Origin of the sequence: Algoriphagus sp. NF (genome assembly GCF_028823735.1) — a bacterium.
Taxonomy (GTDB): domain Bacteria; phylum Bacteroidota; class Bacteroidia; order Cytophagales; family Cyclobacteriaceae; genus Algoriphagus; species Algoriphagus marincola.
Genome location: NZ_JAPEIB010000016.1, coordinates 1 through 16,077, shown reverse-complemented (window position 1 = coordinate 16,077; position 16,077 = coordinate 1). Strand labels below are relative to the sequence as shown.

21 protein-coding genes are annotated in these 16,077 nt (G+C 41.9%); 9 read left to right on the top strand and 12 right to left on the bottom strand.

Annotated elements, in window-relative coordinates:
• Positions 1-27: 27 nt before the first annotated feature.
• Positions 28-615 (top strand): methyltransferase family protein, encoded by a 588-nt coding sequence (locus tag OU792_RS09495; RefSeq protein WP_274670033.1) that lies wholly within the window; start codon positions 28-30, stop codon positions 613-615.
• Between the two features lie 94 nt (positions 616-709).
• On the opposite strand, the gene OU792_RS09490 is transcribed toward OU792_RS09495, so the two are convergent.
• Genes OU792_RS09490 through OU792_RS09475 form a run of 4 tightly spaced genes read right to left on the bottom strand, consistent with a single transcriptional unit; the run spans position 710 to position 3,823 of the window.
• Complete coding sequence (locus OU792_RS09490; RefSeq protein WP_246628859.1) at positions 710-1,267, bottom strand: FKBP-type peptidyl-prolyl cis-trans isomerase; 558 nt, start codon at positions 1,265-1,267, stop codon at positions 710-712.
• A complete protein-coding gene (locus OU792_RS09485; RefSeq protein ID WP_274670032.1) occupies positions 1,264-1,815 on the bottom strand; it encodes an FKBP-type peptidyl-prolyl cis-trans isomerase in 552 nt (183 codons plus the stop codon). The genes OU792_RS09490 and OU792_RS09485 overlap by 4 nt, the downstream gene beginning before the upstream one ends.
• Before the next feature lie 17 nt (positions 1,816-1,832).
• The gene (locus OU792_RS09480) at positions 1,833-2,759 is read right to left on the bottom strand and encodes an FKBP-type peptidyl-prolyl cis-trans isomerase (RefSeq protein ID WP_274670031.1); all 927 of its coding nucleotides are present in this window, start codon (positions 2,757-2,759) and stop codon (positions 1,833-1,835) included.
• 29 nt (positions 2,760-2,788) lie between these two features.
• Positions 2,789-3,823 carry a DHH family phosphoesterase gene (locus OU792_RS09475; protein ID WP_134202655.1) on the bottom strand — a complete coding sequence of 345 codons (1,035 nt, stop codon included), beginning with the start codon at positions 3,821-3,823 and terminating at the stop codon, positions 2,789-2,791.
• Positions 3,824-4,010: 187 nt separating this feature from the next.
• Between OU792_RS09475 and OU792_RS09470 the strand changes: the two genes are divergently transcribed.
• Entirely contained in the window at positions 4,011-4,433 is a 423-nt protein-coding gene (locus OU792_RS09470; RefSeq protein ID WP_134202654.1) for a nucleoside-diphosphate kinase, read from the top strand.
• Positions 4,434-4,512: 79 nt separating this feature from the next.
• Here the strand turns inward: OU792_RS09470 and OU792_RS09465 are convergent, their stop codons facing one another.
• Genes OU792_RS09465 through OU792_RS09450 form a run of 4 tightly spaced genes read right to left on the bottom strand, consistent with a single transcriptional unit; the run spans position 4,513 to position 7,178 of the window.
• Positions 4,513-5,355, bottom strand: coding sequence for a hypothetical protein (locus OU792_RS09465; protein ID WP_274670030.1), 843 nt, complete (start codon positions 5,353-5,355; stop codon positions 4,513-4,515).
• 56 nt (positions 5,356-5,411) lie between these two features.
• Positions 5,412-6,089, bottom strand: coding sequence for a nitroreductase family protein (locus tag OU792_RS09460; protein WP_274670029.1), 678 nt, complete (start codon positions 6,087-6,089; stop codon positions 5,412-5,414).
• A 52-nt stretch (positions 6,090-6,141) separates the two neighbouring features.
• Positions 6,142-6,975 (bottom strand): hypothetical protein, encoded by an 834-nt coding sequence (locus OU792_RS09455; protein ID WP_274670028.1) that lies wholly within the window; start codon positions 6,973-6,975, stop codon positions 6,142-6,144.
• 26 nt (positions 6,976-7,001) lie between these two features.
• Complete coding sequence (locus OU792_RS09450; protein WP_222584480.1) at positions 7,002-7,178, bottom strand: hypothetical protein; 177 nt, start codon at positions 7,176-7,178, stop codon at positions 7,002-7,004.
• A gap of 78 nt (positions 7,179-7,256) precedes the next feature.
• On the opposite strand from OU792_RS09450, the gene OU792_RS09445 reads away from it, so the two are divergent.
• Genes OU792_RS09445 through OU792_RS09430 form a run of 4 tightly spaced genes read left to right on the top strand, consistent with a single transcriptional unit; the run spans position 7,257 to position 10,894 of the window.
• The gene (locus OU792_RS09445) at positions 7,257-9,035 is read left to right on the top strand and encodes a MutS-related protein (RefSeq protein WP_274670027.1); all 1,779 of its coding nucleotides are present in this window, start codon (positions 7,257-7,259) and stop codon (positions 9,033-9,035) included.
• Positions 9,036-9,080: 45 nt separating this feature from the next.
• The gene (locus OU792_RS09440; protein WP_274670026.1) at positions 9,081-10,214 is read left to right on the top strand and encodes a 5-(carboxyamino)imidazole ribonucleotide synthase; all 1,134 of its coding nucleotides are present in this window, start codon (positions 9,081-9,083) and stop codon (positions 10,212-10,214) included.
• Complete coding sequence (purE, locus tag OU792_RS09435; protein ID WP_274670025.1) at positions 10,211-10,726, top strand: 5-(carboxyamino)imidazole ribonucleotide mutase; 516 nt, start codon at positions 10,211-10,213, stop codon at positions 10,724-10,726. Before OU792_RS09440 ends, purE begins: the two co-directional genes overlap by 4 nt.
• A 15-nt stretch (positions 10,727-10,741) precedes the next feature.
• Positions 10,742-10,894: a hypothetical protein gene (locus OU792_RS09430; RefSeq protein WP_165967592.1), complete on the top strand. Its 153-nt coding sequence runs from the start codon at positions 10,742-10,744 to the stop codon at positions 10,892-10,894.
• A 70-nt stretch (positions 10,895-10,964) separates the two neighbouring features.
• Here OU792_RS09430 and OU792_RS09425 read toward each other — a convergent pair whose 3' ends face one another.
• Positions 10,965-11,426, bottom strand: a complete 462-nt coding sequence (locus tag OU792_RS09425; protein WP_026946426.1) for a hypothetical protein — start codon at positions 11,424-11,426, stop codon at positions 10,965-10,967.
• An 11-nt stretch (positions 11,427-11,437) separates the two neighbouring features.
• Positions 11,438-11,791, bottom strand: a complete 354-nt coding sequence (locus OU792_RS09420; RefSeq protein WP_134202647.1) for a DUF3127 domain-containing protein — start codon at positions 11,789-11,791, stop codon at positions 11,438-11,440.
• Positions 11,792-12,127: 336 nt separating this feature from the next.
• Here OU792_RS09420 and OU792_RS09415 point away from each other — a divergent pair, with 336 nt between their 5' ends.
• Positions 12,128-12,730 carry an RNA polymerase sigma factor gene (locus OU792_RS09415; protein ID WP_026946429.1) on the top strand — a complete coding sequence of 201 codons (603 nt, stop codon included), beginning with the start codon at positions 12,128-12,130 and terminating at the stop codon, positions 12,728-12,730.
• Complete coding sequence (locus tag OU792_RS09410; protein WP_026946430.1) at positions 12,705-12,938, top strand: hypothetical protein; 234 nt, start codon at positions 12,705-12,707, stop codon at positions 12,936-12,938. Before OU792_RS09415 ends, OU792_RS09410 begins: the two co-directional genes overlap by 26 nt.
• A 37-nt stretch (positions 12,939-12,975) precedes the next feature.
• Here OU792_RS09410 and OU792_RS09405 read toward each other — a convergent pair whose 3' ends face one another.
• Positions 12,976-13,860: an alpha/beta hydrolase gene (locus OU792_RS09405; protein ID WP_134202645.1), complete on the bottom strand. Its 885-nt coding sequence runs from the start codon at positions 13,858-13,860 to the stop codon at positions 12,976-12,978.
• A 1-nt stretch (position 13,861) separates the two neighbouring features.
• Positions 13,862-15,289, bottom strand: a complete 1,428-nt coding sequence (locus OU792_RS09400; protein WP_274670024.1) for an aldehyde dehydrogenase family protein — start codon at positions 15,287-15,289, stop codon at positions 13,862-13,864.
• A gap of 329 nt (positions 15,290-15,618) precedes the next feature.
• Between OU792_RS09400 and OU792_RS09395 the strand changes: the two genes are divergently transcribed.
• Positions 15,619-16,077, top strand: a 459-nt coding sequence (locus tag OU792_RS09395; protein ID WP_274670023.1) for a hypothetical protein, incomplete at its 3' end; no start/stop codon positions are given.

The window sequence follows — 16,077 nt, the reverse complement described above, 5'->3', positions numbered from 1 at the left end:
TTTTCTTGATGCTGGATAAATTTACAAATGAACTACATCTATTTGATCCTGCTTTGGGCAGTTTTTTATGCAAGTCATAGTTTTCTGGCTTCGGGCAAGTTAAAAAGAAAACTTGAGTCAAAATTGGGAAAGGCCTTTAAATGGTATCGACTTTTTTATTCCCTATTCTCCCTCTTCTTTTTCGTGATTTTAGTTCTTTACAGTATAAGAATTCCTGCAGAACGGCTTTTAGCAGAAGGTGACCTCATGATTTACTTTGGGTATATGGCGGCTACTTTTGGGACGATTATCATCGTCCAAAGCTCTAAAATGTGGTCCATCGGGAAGTTTATAGGTACAAGGCCCGAAGAACCACAAACTGAAAAGAAACTGATTCGGGCAGGATGGTATAGTAGAATGCGGCACCCTTTGTATGCAGGTTTACTTTTGATCTTTTTGGGATACTTTTTTGTGGCAGGGACTTATACCTCCTTGACTCATTTGCTTTGTTTGATTGTTTATCTTCCGATTGGGATTTACTATGAAGAGAAGAATTTAATCGCTGAGTTTGGGGGTGCTTATAAAAAATACAGAGAAGAGGTGCCGGCCATCTTTCCCAAAATGAGATTTTGGTAATATGTTTTCTTATTGGCTAAACAGATAAGATGAAATAAAAAACCCCGTCAGAGATGAACTATGACGGGGTCCTAAGAAATATTATTCTCGAATATTAATCAATTCCGTAGAAATCAATATCAAATCGAAGGACTGAATTCGCAGGAATTCGAGCATTGCTAGTTTGATCTCGGTATGCAAGTGGAGATGGGATAATCATCACAGCCTTAGATCCTGGTCGGAGTCTTCTGAAACCAAAGTCCCATCCTCTAATGACATTGCCGGATCCTACCACAAAACTGAATATGGTGTAAATTCTATTTTCTACCCAAATATCATTATCGATAGCTACCTGCTCAAGGGTGGTGTCGAAAACAGATCCATCGGTAATTAGGGAACCGACATAATCTGAATAAACGACCGTTCCACTTGTAGGTCTAGTACCTGTTCCTTCCTCCTGAACAATCACCACAACCCCTGATGGATCATGGATGCGGTAAAGACTGTCGATCCGTGCCGTATCCAGATAGGCATCAATTTTTTCCCGGTCAATGGCCAAATTCCCCGCTTCATCATAAGCTGGGCCTGTTTGAAAGGGATTATTTGGCTCACAAGCCATCAAGGCCACAAATGAAAATACAAATAAGGATAAGACTTTTAGTCGTTTGATCATTGCTGAGGTCCTTTTTTCAAATCTATAAAATCAAGCTCGAAGATAAGGGGAGAATTGGGCGGAATATCACCTTGAGCCGCACCTCCATATCCGAATAGGGAAGGCATGATGACGGTCGCTTTATCCCCTGCTTCCATGATAGCGATAGCTGATTCAAAGCCTTCGATCAATTGTCCTCTTCCCAGAATAAAGCGCAAGGGTATATAATTTCTATTCTCAGAAAAGATGTTGTTTTCTCTTGCGACTGATTCAATCGATGTATCGAATACTCGACCGTTCAAAAGCTTACCCACATAGTTCACCTGCACAGTATCTCCTGGAACAGGTAATCTGCCGCTATTTGAAAGTTCTTGCCAAATGACTCGAAAACCGGAGACCTCATCCACAAAGTCTTTGGGTCCAGTGATCGGGTTTTCAGCCAAGTACTCTTCAATGGCTTTTTTGTCTTTTTCTAGGATACTTTCTACTGTAGACTCTGAATCTACGCAGGCCGTAAAACCGATTGCCAAAAGAACAACACCTAAATAGGATATCAGCTTTTTATTCATGATTGGATTGAATGATTTTATTTCTGTATGTCTGTGACTTCTACGTCAAAAACCAAAATGGAGTTGGGACCAATCAGTGCTCCTGCACCATTTTCTCCATAGCCAAGTGGAGAAGGAATCAGAAACTTCGCTTTGGATCCTTTTTTCAATAGCAATAATCCTTCATCCCATCCTGGAATGACCTGACCCATTCCCACGTTTACTGGAAGAGGCTCGTAAGGGCGCCCAGCATTGAAAATTCCTTTTTCTTCTGCAAGGCTTTGAATAGATGTGTCGAAGATGGTGCCATCTAGAAGGTATCCGGCATAGTTGACATACATAGTCGTACCAGGAGTAGTCTCCGGGCCAGTGCCTTCCCGCTCGATGACATAGTAAAGACCATTTTCAGTCTTTTGTACATCCAAGTTGTTGGCAGCGGCATATTCTTCGATTTTCTTTCCGTCTTCTACCAAAAGTACTTTGGCACGCTCTGCTCTTTTCTCATTTTCGATAATGGAAACTTGAGCAAAGTATTGGCTCAAAGAATCCTGAGAGATGATATCCATCACGCCAAGGTTCACGACCAATTCCTCTTCAGCCTCTAAAAAAGGAGGGAAATTCGGGCCAAAAATGGTTTGAACCTGAGAGGTAAAGGTAATGCTGTCTCCCTTTTTCAATGCCATGAAGATCTCATCCATCCCATTATTGACTGGGATACTGTCATTCGCCATCAAGTAGCCAGGTACAGGCTGATCATAGGTATTGTAGATCAAGGAGTCTTCAGCATTTTTGATCTGAAGGTGGTACATCAAAATCTCACCATTTTCTGGCTTTTGAGAACCTTCATTGATGTAGGTGTACTCGATTCCATCCCGCTCGGTTACTTGTGTTTTTTTACAAGAAGTGATGGTCGCTGCCAGTACCAAGCTGGCAAGTGTTGCCGTCAGGCGAAGTGAATTTTTCATATGGGTGTTGAAGAAATTTTTACGAATTGTTACTGGACAGAGACCTCTTCCTCTTGAAAAAGTTCGGTTTGATGCTTTTCTACAAGCTTTTCAAACTTTTCAACCGTTTCTTTCAGGCTCAGCTCGGACTTGCCCCCTGAGGCATTTTTGTGTCCTCCACCATTGAAGTATTCGGCTGCAAACTTATTCACGGCCACTTCTGCTGATGATCGGAAGGAAATCTTGATTCCATCCTCCCGCTCAGAGAAAAGGGCTGCTAATTTGATCCCATCTAGAGAAAGCGCGTAATTTACTAAGCCTTCGGTATCTCCGGTTCGGCTTTGATATTTTTTAAGATCTTTTTTGCTGATGGCAAAGTATGCCATGTGTAGGTCTTCCCGAATCACCAAACGTCTACTGATAGCAAAACCAATAAACTTCAGTCTATTGACTGAATTGGAGTCGTAGATCCAGTTGGCAATTTGGGTGACATTCGCACCAAGTTCGATCAAGTCTGCTACGACGAGATGGACGTTTTTGGTCGTATTGGGATGTCTAAACCCACCGGTATCCGTCATGATACCCGCGTAGAGGCAAGATGCGATACTATCATCGATCAAGTCTCTGTCCTCCAGGGCTACAATCAATTCATACACCAGTTCGCAGGTAGCTGCAGCTTCTGTACTCCAGAGTCTATAGTCTGCAAAATCCTCCGGATCTTGGTGATGATCGATGTTGACGATGTAGGCGTCAGACTTGCGAATAAGTTCGCCAAGCTCGTTGACTCTGTTTAAGCAAGAAAAGTCCAAGCAAATAACAATATCTGCTTCATCAAGGGCTTTTTCCGCTTTTTTTCTGTGATCCTCCCGGCTAAAATCCAAGACGTCATCATTTCCTTCCATCCAGTTGAGGAAAGAAGGATAATCCGTTGGAGTTACCACGCTGACTTGATGGCCATTCTTTTTCAGATAGCCTGCCATTCCCAGGGAAGACCCTAATGCGTCAGCGTCGGGTTTTACGTGGGTGGTGATGAATATATTTTTGGGGGAGGAGAGTTCTCTTTTGAATGAGGCTAATGCTTCCATTTGTCAATTTTCTACGGCACGTATGCACTAGTAGTCCGCAAAGGTCAGTAATTTTTTCGCAAATGCCAAAGTGGCCATTTTATTGAAAATGAACGGGCTACTGGATAAATACTGCATGATCTTCGGAAACTCTGGGCTTTTCCGCTATTTTTGCGGCCGAAATAAACCAATGTAAACTCAAAAACACATGGCAGGAAACAGAACATTCACCATGATCAAGCCGGATGCTTTCGAAGCTGGCAATTCAGGAGCCATCTTGAAAATGATCGAAGAAGCAGGCTTTAAGATCGTGGCCATGAAAGCTACCCGCTTGACGCCAGAGCTTGCTGGCAAATTCTATGAAGTTCACAAGGAGAGACCTTTCTACAGGGATCTTTGTGCATACATGTCTTCCGGACCTATCATCGCTGCTATCTTGGAAAAGGACAATGCGGTGGAAGACTTCCGAAAACTGATTGGAGCTACCAACCCTGAGCAAGCTGCGGAAGGAACCATCCGTAAGATTTTTGCAAAATCCATCGAAGCAAATGCGGTACATGGATCCGATTCTGACGAAAATGCAGCGATCGAAGGTAATTTCTATTTTTCTCAGCTAGAGCGAATTAGATAATTATCAAAAAAGTAAAAAATTGAAAAAGGCTGTTCTGAATTAAATCGGAACAGCCTTTTTTGTGCAATAAAGTCTAAAATTATCCTCTTGGGATGGTGATCGTCCTGCTTTGGTCACCTCTTGAAATAGTCACCTCACGATCGCAACCCTCATCCCCAAAGTCAACAGAAATTTGAGGTCTTTCGGATACATTCAAGTTAAGGAGACCCTTGCTAGGAATTTTGATGCCAGTATTGATACAACGCTGTGCGTAGATCAAGGGATCGGTGATTTCTACTCGATAGCTATTTCCTCTGCGATTGACTCCTTCAGACCCTCCGTCCACTGCATAAATTAAACCTCTATCACCGTTTGGTAGGAAGATGCGCTTGGTGTGCCTGGATTCGAAAGTACGGGTAGTGCCATCAGGCCAGGTGATTTTCCCGCCTTCTACTCGAGTGATGAAGGTGAAAAATCGATCATCTTGATTGAAGCCTTCATTTCTTACAATTCGGACCCCTTCGATTTTTCGCTCATTGATATAAAAATCCTCAAAGGTAGTCGTGATGACAGATCCTGGTGCCCAATATCTACCGGTGTAACTTACAATTACTTTACCTTTTCGAGTGATTCCCCTCGGGCTGGTGCATCCATCTCCAAAATCCAAGATCATTTTCTTTTCATTGGGTAGCCAGGTGATATCCACCCGCTCGCAAAGGTCTTCCTCTACCGTGGCTACGGTCCGGTCTGCAAATCCACTTCGCTGAAATCCTGTCAGGACGATATCATCAATATCTTCTAGCGTTCCAGTCAGGTCGGTTTCACGATTTACCTCTTCCGAGTCCTCCAGTTGGCTGATAGGAGCTTCATCCTCCTTTTGGCAGGCTGTAAAAAGAAAGCCTACCGCTGCAAGGGCAATTAGTGTTTTTTGTAGTCTGTTCATGATCGGGAAATTTTATATCCAAAACTGCCCATTTGACTGAGGCAAAAGCCATAGGTTTAATAGCTTATCAAAATTTCTTCCAATTTCTTTCGATGAATATCCGGTACGAAAGTCTCTTTTTTAGGATAACCTACCGGTAGGAGTAGATAAGGCTTCTCATGCTTGGGACGATTAAGGATATCACTGAGGAAATTCATCGGGCTAGGAGTATGTGTCACCGTGACTAATCCGGCCTGGTGGATAGCCGCAATCAAAAAACCACAAGCAATTCCCACGGATTCATTCACATAGTAATGTTGGATTTTTTCATCACCTTCCATTCCATAGGATTGCTTGAATACTACGATTAAATAAGGAGCGATTTCCAAAAATGGCTTCTCCCAATCCGTTCCTAAAGGCTTTAGATCGGATTTCCAAGTTTCGGTCATTCTGGATTCATAGCTGATTCGTTCTTCCTCTTCTGCTGCTATTCTTATTTTTTCTTTGATCTTGGGGTCTGAAATCAGGCAAAAGGTCCATGGCTGCTTGTGGGCACCGGATGGGGCAGTTCCTGCAGTAAGAATGATTTTTTCCAATACTTCTCTTGGTACATCTCGATCATCAAATTCCCGAATGGTTCTTCTCCGATTCATCATTCGATAAAATTCATCAGAACGCTGAATTAGTTCTTCCTCGGCGTATTCCTGATGATCGTACCTGAGGTGAGGAAACCCATTAATTATTTTCTTTTCCATAAAAAAAACGGCTACCCTTGAAGATAGCCGTTTTTAGCTGAATAGCCGAAACTTAATCGAGAGTAACTTCTCTTGTCCCTCCCGGATAGGTGATTATAATGTTTTTGTCACATTGACCATCGCCATAGTCTACCGAAACATTGAACCCGCTGTAGTTGAATTCCATAACCCCTGAGCTTGGGACTAGTACACCGGTTTCTACACAGTCTTGCGTGACTAAAAGCGGGGAGGTGACAGTTGAAGTATAGTCAAGTCCTGCTCTACTTTTTCCTGAAGCATTTCCTGAGATAGAAATTTCATACCCATTTTGTTCATTGAGGGTGACAACTCTCTCCTGCGTAGTAGTGTAGGTGACGAAAGTGCCATCAGGCCAAGTAACTTTCCCATCCGTGACGGTCACTTTTAATGTCACACGATTGTTGAAAATATCGATATTTTGGTTTTCTATGGTTCGAGTGCCTTGCACTGCGAGTCCATCCACTTCATAGCTTTCAAAAACTGCTATGACCTTAGCCCCTGGAAAGAGAAAGTTTTGATTATATGTAAATACGATTTTTCCTTTCCGTACAGTTCCTCCCGGCGAGGTGCATCCTTCACCAAAGTCCACAGTGATTTTTTTCTCTTCCTCATTGAAAGTCACATCTACACCAGGACATATTTTATCAAAGCCTTCATTGAGTACACGACCCCCGAAATTAAGAGACTGAAAAACGGTCAGCGTAAAATTATCCAAATCTTCATAAACCTGATTCACAGCTACATCATCATCTACCACAGTCAGGTCAGTTTCAACGGGAAGGGGATCGGTATTTTCACTACAGGAAAATGTCATCCCGAGAAGTCCTAAAGCAAGTATGCTTTTAAAAATGATTGATTTCTTATTCATAATCGTTTGAGTTTGAAAGTTGCAAGTTAGCTTTTATTTTCCTGATTTTTAGGCTTTTGTATGTCATTTTTGGTTGATTTTCCCCCGCAGCCTATATTCCTTCCAAAGGGAACATCTTCTGGAAAAAGCCCCATTTGGTCTGAAAAATCAAAGGCATTTTCCTTATCCGAGGGAATGGTTTTTTCTTTTTTCTTTTGGGACATATTTATCTCAATCCTGTTTTCTAACGATGAAAATCAAAGAATCAACATAGAATAATCACGGGAAATCTATATTTGAGGATGCAAAAAGGATTTGATTTTGACCCTAGCGAAATTCCCGCAAAAACTCTTTCCCTCAAAAGACAAATATCAGGCCTTTCTCTCTTGAGACTTCTTTTATTTGTGGGAGTTCTAGGGAGCGGAGTACTTTTTTTTTCCGATTCAGGATTTTGGATTATCGCATTGCTGGTTATTTCTGGAGCTTTTGTCAAAGCAATTCAGCGCTTTAATTATCTGAAAGACCAGGAAGCCATTTATAAAAGCCTTCAAAAAATTCAATTAGAAGATCAATTCCGCGCTGATCGAAAACTCAAGGAATTAGATGGGGGAGCTGAATTTTTGGATAAAAGTCATCCTTTCAGTAATGATTTGGATCTCTTTGGGGAGCACTCTCTTTTTCAATTGATCAATCGAACCCAATCCCAAAAGGCACGAACTATTCTCGCTGATCGATTGAAGTCTTCTTTTAGTCTCCAGAAAAGTGAGGAAATCCGTTCGGCAGTTAAAGAGCTTTCCTTAAAAACCGATTTTCTCAGATCCTTTGAGTCTGTGGGGAAAGCTTTTTATCAAGAAGGTAAATCAACCACAGCTTGGCAGGCATGGATGAAAGCACCTGCCAGTAAAAAAGCCTTCACCCTAGGATTGGGAATCGTCGGGATTATTGGAGGGCTGATATTGGGGAGTCTCGGATATTTGGGGCTATTGCCTTTGGCATGGCTAGGGCTTTGGACTTTGATCGGGATCCCTTTCTTGGGGTTGGTTTTTGGAGATCTTAAAGAAGCAGATGAGCGGATACCCTCTTCTGACTTGTTGAAAACATACCGGCTTTGGGTTGAGCTTTTGGAAAATGAAGAATTTGAAAATCCACTGTTAGTTGCACAAAAAGAGGTCATCGTTCAGAAAAATGGTCCCAAGGCCTCCCTACTTTTGAAGCAACTGGATGGTCATTTGCTCTGGGTACAGAATCGTCTCAACCTGCTATACATTCCCCTGAATTTATTTTTCTGGACAGATTTACTGCTGCATTATCGATTGATGAGGTGGAAAAGTCAATGGGGTTCTCAGATAAGTGAACTTCCTGATGCTTTAGGCGATTGGGAGCTTTGGGTTTCTTTGGCAGCCTTTGAAAAGGCCGAAAATCAAACCTGTGAAACGGAAATCTCTAAGGATTTGAGTTTCTCTGCTCTAGGCATGACACATCCCTTGCTCCATCCCGAGATAGCAGTTGCAAATGATTTTCGACAAGAGCAATCCGGCAAGTTGATTCTTTTGACAGGAGCAAACATGAGTGGAAAAACCACCTTTATGCGTACCCTTGGGATTAATTTAGTGCTTTTGAATTTGGGGCTGAGTCCTTTTGCGAAGCGTCTACAAGTAGGAGAATGTCAGCTTTACACCAGCATGCGGAATTCGGATAATCTCGGTGAAAGCGTCAGCTCATTCTATGCCGAGCTGAGCCGGATCAAGGGAATGATTGACCGCTTAGAGTCTGGAGAAAGGTTGTTCTTCCTTTTGGATGAAATTCTGAAAGGAACTAATACCGAAGATCGGATTGCGGGAAGTGAGGCATTGATTCGGCAGTTGGAGGAATTGGACTTTTTGGGAATCATCAGTACCCACGACATCGAATTGAGCCGTTTGGAAGAGAAAATTGATTATGTGCGCAATTTCAGCTTTCACTCCGAAGTCAAGGAAGACACCATCGAGTTTGACTATCTGATTAAGGAAGGCCCTTGTCCAAGTTTCAATGCCCATAAACTGATGGAATTGATGGGAATTCGCTTCGATGAGAAGGCTTAATTTTTCCTTCGGGATGAAAGATGTATTTTTGGGCATTCTAAAATCATGAGCAAAAAGAATCAAATACTCGGCGTTCTTGGCGGCGGTCAGCTAGGAAGGATGCTGATTCAGTCAGCCATTAATTACAATCAGGATATCCACATTTTGGACCCGGATCCCAATGCCCCTTGTCGCGACCTTTGTCAAAAGTTTGTAAATGGGTCTTTGAGAGACTTCGATACAGTTTATCAATTTGGCCAAGGTTGTGATATCATTACCATTGAGATCGAGAGCGTCAATACAGAGGCTTTGGAAAAACTTCAAAAAGAAGGTAAGCAAGTGTTCCCGCAGCCGGAGATCATTCGACTTATTCAAGATAAGCGGGAGCAGAAGCAGTTTTACCAGAAAAACGGGATACCCACTGCCGATTTTATTTTGACAGCGGATAAGGAAGATGTGTTTCGAAATAAGGCTTTTCTTCCTGCTGTAAACAAACTTGGGAAGGATGGATATGATGGACGAGGAGTGCAAATTTTGAAGGATGAATCCGATTTGGATAAGGCCTTTGATGCACCGGGATTGCTTGAAAAGTTGATCGATTTCGAAACCGAAATAGCTGTCACGGTGGCTCGGAATGAAAAGGGAGATTTGATTGCTTACCCAGCTGTAGAATGTGCTTTTCACCCAACAGCTAACCTAGTTGAGTTTCTTTTTGCCCCTGCGAGTATTTCCCCAGAGGTAGCTGAAAAAGCTGAAAAGATAGCCAAAGAGGTTATCACCAAACTGGGGATGGTAGGGATATTGGCTGTGGAATTATTTGTGACCAAAACCGGAGAAGTCCTTGTCAATGAAATAGCGCCTCGTCCACATAATAGTGGTCACCATACGATCGAAGCCAATTTCACCAGTCAGTTTGAGCAACATCTCCGCTCCGTGATGAATTGGCCTTTGGGCGCCACGGATCTCCGGACTCCTGCAGCTATGATCAACTTGCTCGGGGAAGATGGCTATATAGGGGAAGCCTACGTGGAAGGAATGGAAGAGGCCGTTTCCGAAAAAGGCGTTTACATTCATCTCTATGGCAAAAAAGTCACCAAACCTTTTCGAAAGATGGGCCATGTGACTGTTTTGGATGAAAATGTGGATAATTTAAAAAAGCGAGCTATCGCGATCAAAAACCTAATAAAAATAAAAGCATGAACCCACAGGTAGGAATCATCATGGGCAGCCAGTCAGATCTTCCGGTTATGGCTGAAGCAGCACAAATGCTCGAGGAACTCGGAGTCACTTATGAATTGACCGTTGTGTCTGCTCACCGAACTCCAGACCGAATGGTGGAATACGCCCGATCTGCACGAGAGCGCGGGCTCAAAGTCATCGTGGCTGGAGCAGGTGGAGCAGCCCATTTGCCGGGTATGGTCGCTTCAATGACCAGTCTTCCTGTGATCGGAGTTCCCGTGAAGAGTTCCAATTCTATAGATGGATGGGATAGCATTTTATCCATTTTGCAGATGCCTGGAGGGATTCCTGTAGCTACAGTAGCCTTGAATGGTGCAAAAAATGCAGGAATTTTGGCTGCATCTATGGTAGGAGCTTTTGACGAGCAGGTAGGTAAAAACCTAGATGCCTATAAGAAAGGTCTTCAGGAAAAAGTAGAACAATCAGCTCAAGAAATTGAGGCCAGAGGCTGGAAGGCCATCGTAAAGAAATAGAAGTTTTATTAGGCCATGAACTGGAATAGACCTGTCAAATTCAAAATCAGTGGAGAAGATTGGGAAATGCCCCTGTCGATCTTGATTTTGTTGATTGTTTTAGCCCTAGTTCTAATGATCGGTGGAGCTTGGATGGGTTTTCGGTTTGGTTCTGGACAGCTTGAATAGATAATATTAAAAAAGCCGATTGGTTTTCCAATCGGCTTAATTGAATCATATTTTTTGATTAGCGTTTTTTTCAATCCGTAAAGATTCCCCACCCGTCATCGTATTTTTCAGAAGGATCAAAACCCTTGATCCATTCCAAAAATAGTTTCCTGTATTCTTCGATAGCTGCTCGTAGTAGTTGAAGATGCTCTTCGGCGTGAGTTTCTTCCATGGCTAGCTGGTAGGTCATGGAATTAAGGCTTTTGGCATGGATTTTCATAAGCATGGCATTTTCCATTTTTGCGACGAAATCAGGAATAGCTTCCGCTCCTGCGAATTTGGCGCTCATAATCATGGCGTCTTCCATCATAATGCTACCATAGAGCTCCTTTCGTGCCTCATCCAGACTTCCGACCAATGCCCTCGTAAGATCTACGACATCTTTCGCCTTCTTCATTAAGGGGTGCTTGTAGATTCGATCCTGTTCTTTTCGAAAGTCGAACTCATCATCTCCATCGAAATCTGGATCTTCATCATCAAAATCGTCCCACATAATAATTTGATTTAAAAGGGTAGCTGGTCTTCTTCGTCAGAATGAAAAGTGTCTACATCGAGTGGGGCATTGGCAGCAGAAGTATTTGCTTTGCCAGCTCCCATTTTTTCTACTCGGTATGCTTTGATATCCGTGTACCATCTTCCATTGTATTCACGGCTTTCTGGATCCACGCTTAGTTTTACCTCATCGCCTTCTGCAATTGGGAATTGATCGATTTTATCTCCCCAAAGGGCTACACACACCTTTTTTGGGTAGTTGCCTGGAGTTTCGATGATGAATTCCTGCTTTCTCCAGGTATTTCCGTTTCTAGAGTTACCACTGACTTCTGCCAGTTTTTGAATTACTTTTCCGCTCAGTTCCATAGTCTTTATATTTCTAAGGACGAAGTTAAGGAATGCCTACGGAAAGACCTTGGTAGAATTTACTTTTTGAAAAGGCATCTTTTTCGGATTTAACATTTTTTGGCACTTGAATTGGGTTTGTTTTAAAGTTTCCCAATAGTTTTAGATTAGTATTTACAATTTTGAATAAAATCAGAATAAAATTTGGGGAAACTACGAGGAATAAAAAAATCCTCAAATCCATTTGGGAGAAGTAGTCTAAAACACTACTTTTAAATCCATTTCTCACTAAAAATCAAAAATCACCAAAATCTATACTATGGCTTAGACTTTTACGTTGTTCATAAACTATAAACAATGAGTAAGCAGATAGGACCCCGAGATGGTGAGTTGATCACGCAATATCGTAATGGCCATGAGGCCGCCTTTGATCTATTAGTAGATCGCTATAAGTCAAAAGTATTCACTACCATTTTTCTGATCGTAAAAGATCAGGATTTGGCAGAGGATCTTTTGCAAGAGGTATTTGTGAAAGTCATCAATACGCTAAATTCTGATCGATATAATGAAGAAGGCAAGTTTCAGCCTTGGATCATGCGAATCGCGCACAATTTGGCAGTAGATCACTTTCGGAAAGCTAAGCGGTATCCGATGATCATGATGGAAGATGGCTCCAATGTGTTCAATTCCTTGCGCTTTTCAGAAGGAAATGCGGAAGACGAAAAAGTGAAAGAAGAAGAGATTGCACTAGTCAGAAGATTGATTGATGAATTGCCAGAGGCTCAAAAGCAAGTGCTGATTATGCGGCACTACATGGATATGAGTTTTCAGGAAATTGCCGATCAGACAGGTGTGAGTATCAATACAGCTTTAGGAAGAATGCGCTATGCATTGATCCACTTACGAAAGAAAATGAAACAAATAAATTTTGCCTATGACAAAACTATTTACCCCAAATGACCTGGTCAGATATATCTATCAGGAAATGCCGGAGGTAGAACAAGAACTCTTAATGCAGGCCTTGCGAGATGATCAAGATCTCATGCAAGAATACCTAGAAATGCTGAGCACGATAGAGTCACTCGATCAAATCCGACCTCTACCTTCGGAAAAAGTAGTAAAGGCTATCAAATCGAGAGCTCATTCTACGGGACTTCAAAAAGTCTAAGGAAACGGTAACCCTGCCAATTGGCAGGGTTTTTATTTTAGCGAAGCGCCTCAATGAAGTTTGCAATGTCAGAAATCACTGTGGCATAGGTGGCTGGCGTAAAACCATGTCCTTGTCCTTCGATAATTTCATATTGGAAATTTACCCCAGCGCCAGTTAATTCGGCTGCAAGCAAATCACTCTGTGAAATCGGTACTACTGTATCTTCGGTACCATGAAAGAAGATACTGGGAACAGCAGAACTACTTACAAAATTTACCGGACTAGATTGGAAATAAGCATCTGGATTTGACTCCGGAGTTCCTCCCAATAATGCTGTCAATCCTGATTGCGTTACAAAATTGAAACTGTGCAGTGATTCAAGTTCAGTAGGAGGGAACAAAGCCATTACCGCCTGAATATTTCCGATTTCTTGATGCTTATAGGCATGCAAAAGTGCCAAATGACCTCCTGCACTGGCACCTGCCAGGTAGATTTCATCACTGATATTCCACTCGAGTTGATTTTCCAAGACATGTTCAACTGCTGCGATCACGTCATTTTCCTGGGTGGGAAAGCCATTGGTGTTTGAGATGAAATTGTACAGCCTATAATTAATCGCTACAAAAGCAAAATCCGGTAAAGCTTGTTCGAATGCTGTTCGAAATTCCAAAAACTCCTCCTTTGATCCATCTATCCAAGCGCCCCCGTGTATATATATAAGTATGGGGGTGTCTTCCAAAGTTCTCCCGGCAGGGAGAAATACATCCATTACTTGGCGAGTATCCGTTCCGTATGCCTCATTGGTAAGTTCCATGGCCAGCAGAGGGCCATCCGGCAAGGGGTCATCTGTGGAGCTACAACCCTGAAGAAGAACAACTGCAAAAAAGAAACTGTAAAAAATCCATTTCGAAGCTTTTGATAAAAATTGTTCGCTTGTCATATTAAAACCATTTGATAAGTGATTGAATAATTTGTTTTGTTTTTATTCCGAAGGGAGGTCGTAAAAGGGTCGCGTTGTTCAAGCCCACGCGTTGCTTCAATACGGCTTTTTCGTTGCTGAAAGCTAAGAAGCCATAATATCCGTGTGCTTTACCAATGCCGCTATTGTTCACACCGCCAAAAGGTAATTCATTATGGATGAAATGGAGCACACAGTCATTGATAACTGCTCCTCCGGCGCTAGTCTGGAGGAGAACGTCTTCATATTGTTTGCTTTGATCAAACACGTAAAGCGCCAAGGGTTTTGGTTTTCGATTGATATAATCAATTGCTTCTTGGAGATCAACATATGTAAGAATTGGAAGAATAGGTCCAAAAATTTCTTCTTGAGCGACTAGCATTTCATCTTGCACATTGGTAAGCAATGTAGGTTCGATAAATCGATGGTGATGATTATTTTTTCCTCCAAATTCTATTTCAGCTCCCTTTTCTACAGCGTTATCCAAGTACGATTTCAATCTTGAAAAGTGCTTATCATTCACAATCCTCGCCATATCCTTGGAGTTTTCTATCCCTTTGTAGTCTGGGTCATACATTTGCTGGATAGCCTGCTTCAATTCAGCCAGAAGTAAGTCTTTTTGCGATTCATGGACCAAAATATAGTCTGGAGCTACACAGGTTTGCCCGCAGTTGACCAGTTTTCCATAGATGATCTTTTGCGCAGCATCTTTGATATCAGCTGATTCGGTGACTATGGTAGGGGACTTCCCACCTAGTTCCAAAGTGACAGAGGTCAAATGCTTGGCTGCATGCTCCATCACGATTTTGCCAATTTGTGGACTTCCGGTAAAAAAGATGTGATCAAAGGGCAAAGCCAACAGCGATTGAGCCACTTCTGCATCGCCTTGAACTACCATGACTTCATCTTTTTCAAAAAGATCCGAAACCATCTCAGCAAGTAGCGCGGAGGTATAGGGGGTCAACTCGGAGGGTTTGATGATGCATGGGCAGCCAGCAGCCAGGGCAGAGACCAGCGGGCCAACTGCCAGATTGAAGGGATAATTCCAAGGAGAAATGATCAAGGCCACCCCTTTTGGCTCAAACTGTACACGAGCTTTTGTCCCCAGCATGGGCAGTGGTGTAGGCAGCAATTGGGCTTTCATCCACGACTTCAAATGCTTGATCGTGTGATTGATTTCGGAGGTTACAGGAAAGATTTCCGAAAGATCTGTTTCCGTTTCCGGTTTTTGAAAATCATCCCAAAGAGCTGTTCTGATGGCTTGTTGATGGTCCTTGATCCAAGATCTGATTGCCTTTAATCGATTGATTCTTTCCTGAGCAGTAGAAGATCTCCAGGCAACTGCAGTTTGCTGCTGTTTTTTAAGGATGTCATAAAGATTGGTTGTCGTTTTATCTAATGTGCTTTCCATAGAACCAAATATTTCTGAGATCAAGATACAGAATCAGTATTAAAAGGGTAAAAAGTTTTTGGATTAATACTGTGCAATAAAGATGAGACTTGATAAATGTCAATTTTCACGAACTGTTTAATGAAAAAACACTAACTCTAAACAAAAAAGCGTTTTAGAGCTATAAAAATTCATTTCATACCAAAAATATTGCATTACGTATCAAAATTTTTTGAAAAAGGTTTGGAAATGAAAAACATTAAAGTGTATTTTTACGGCATAATAAACTATTTGAGTGTCAACTCATCCTCATAATTTTAAAAAATAAGGATTGATAAAATTTTACTGATATGAAGGCATACAATAAAACCCTGCTACAACGACTGCCAATTTTGGTCGGTCTCCTAATCTTTTCAATTGATGGGTTTTCACAGGTGCAAAAAATGACTGTTGAAGATTTCCAGGCTTCAGGATCCATCCTACAGGCTGACAAGGAGCAGTTTAATCAATTTGTAGATGGTTCTTTTTCTTCTCTTGAAATCACAGAAAATGAAAATTATAAAGTAGGAGATGGAGAAGTAAAGGTGATCGCATTAGCTTCGAAATCAAGTCTTTATGAGAAACTTAGTTCGTTAGAGAACAAGACTGAGATAGAAGTAATTCAAATCAACTTCAAAAAGGGTTCGTCGCTTCCGGATAAAGCGATTTTTCAAAGTTTCCCGAATTTAAAATTTCTTTTAGTTCAAGGGCTTAATATTTCAGTTTCAGATGTGAGTGAGCCCAATTTAGGCGCAGATAGAGAACTCTAT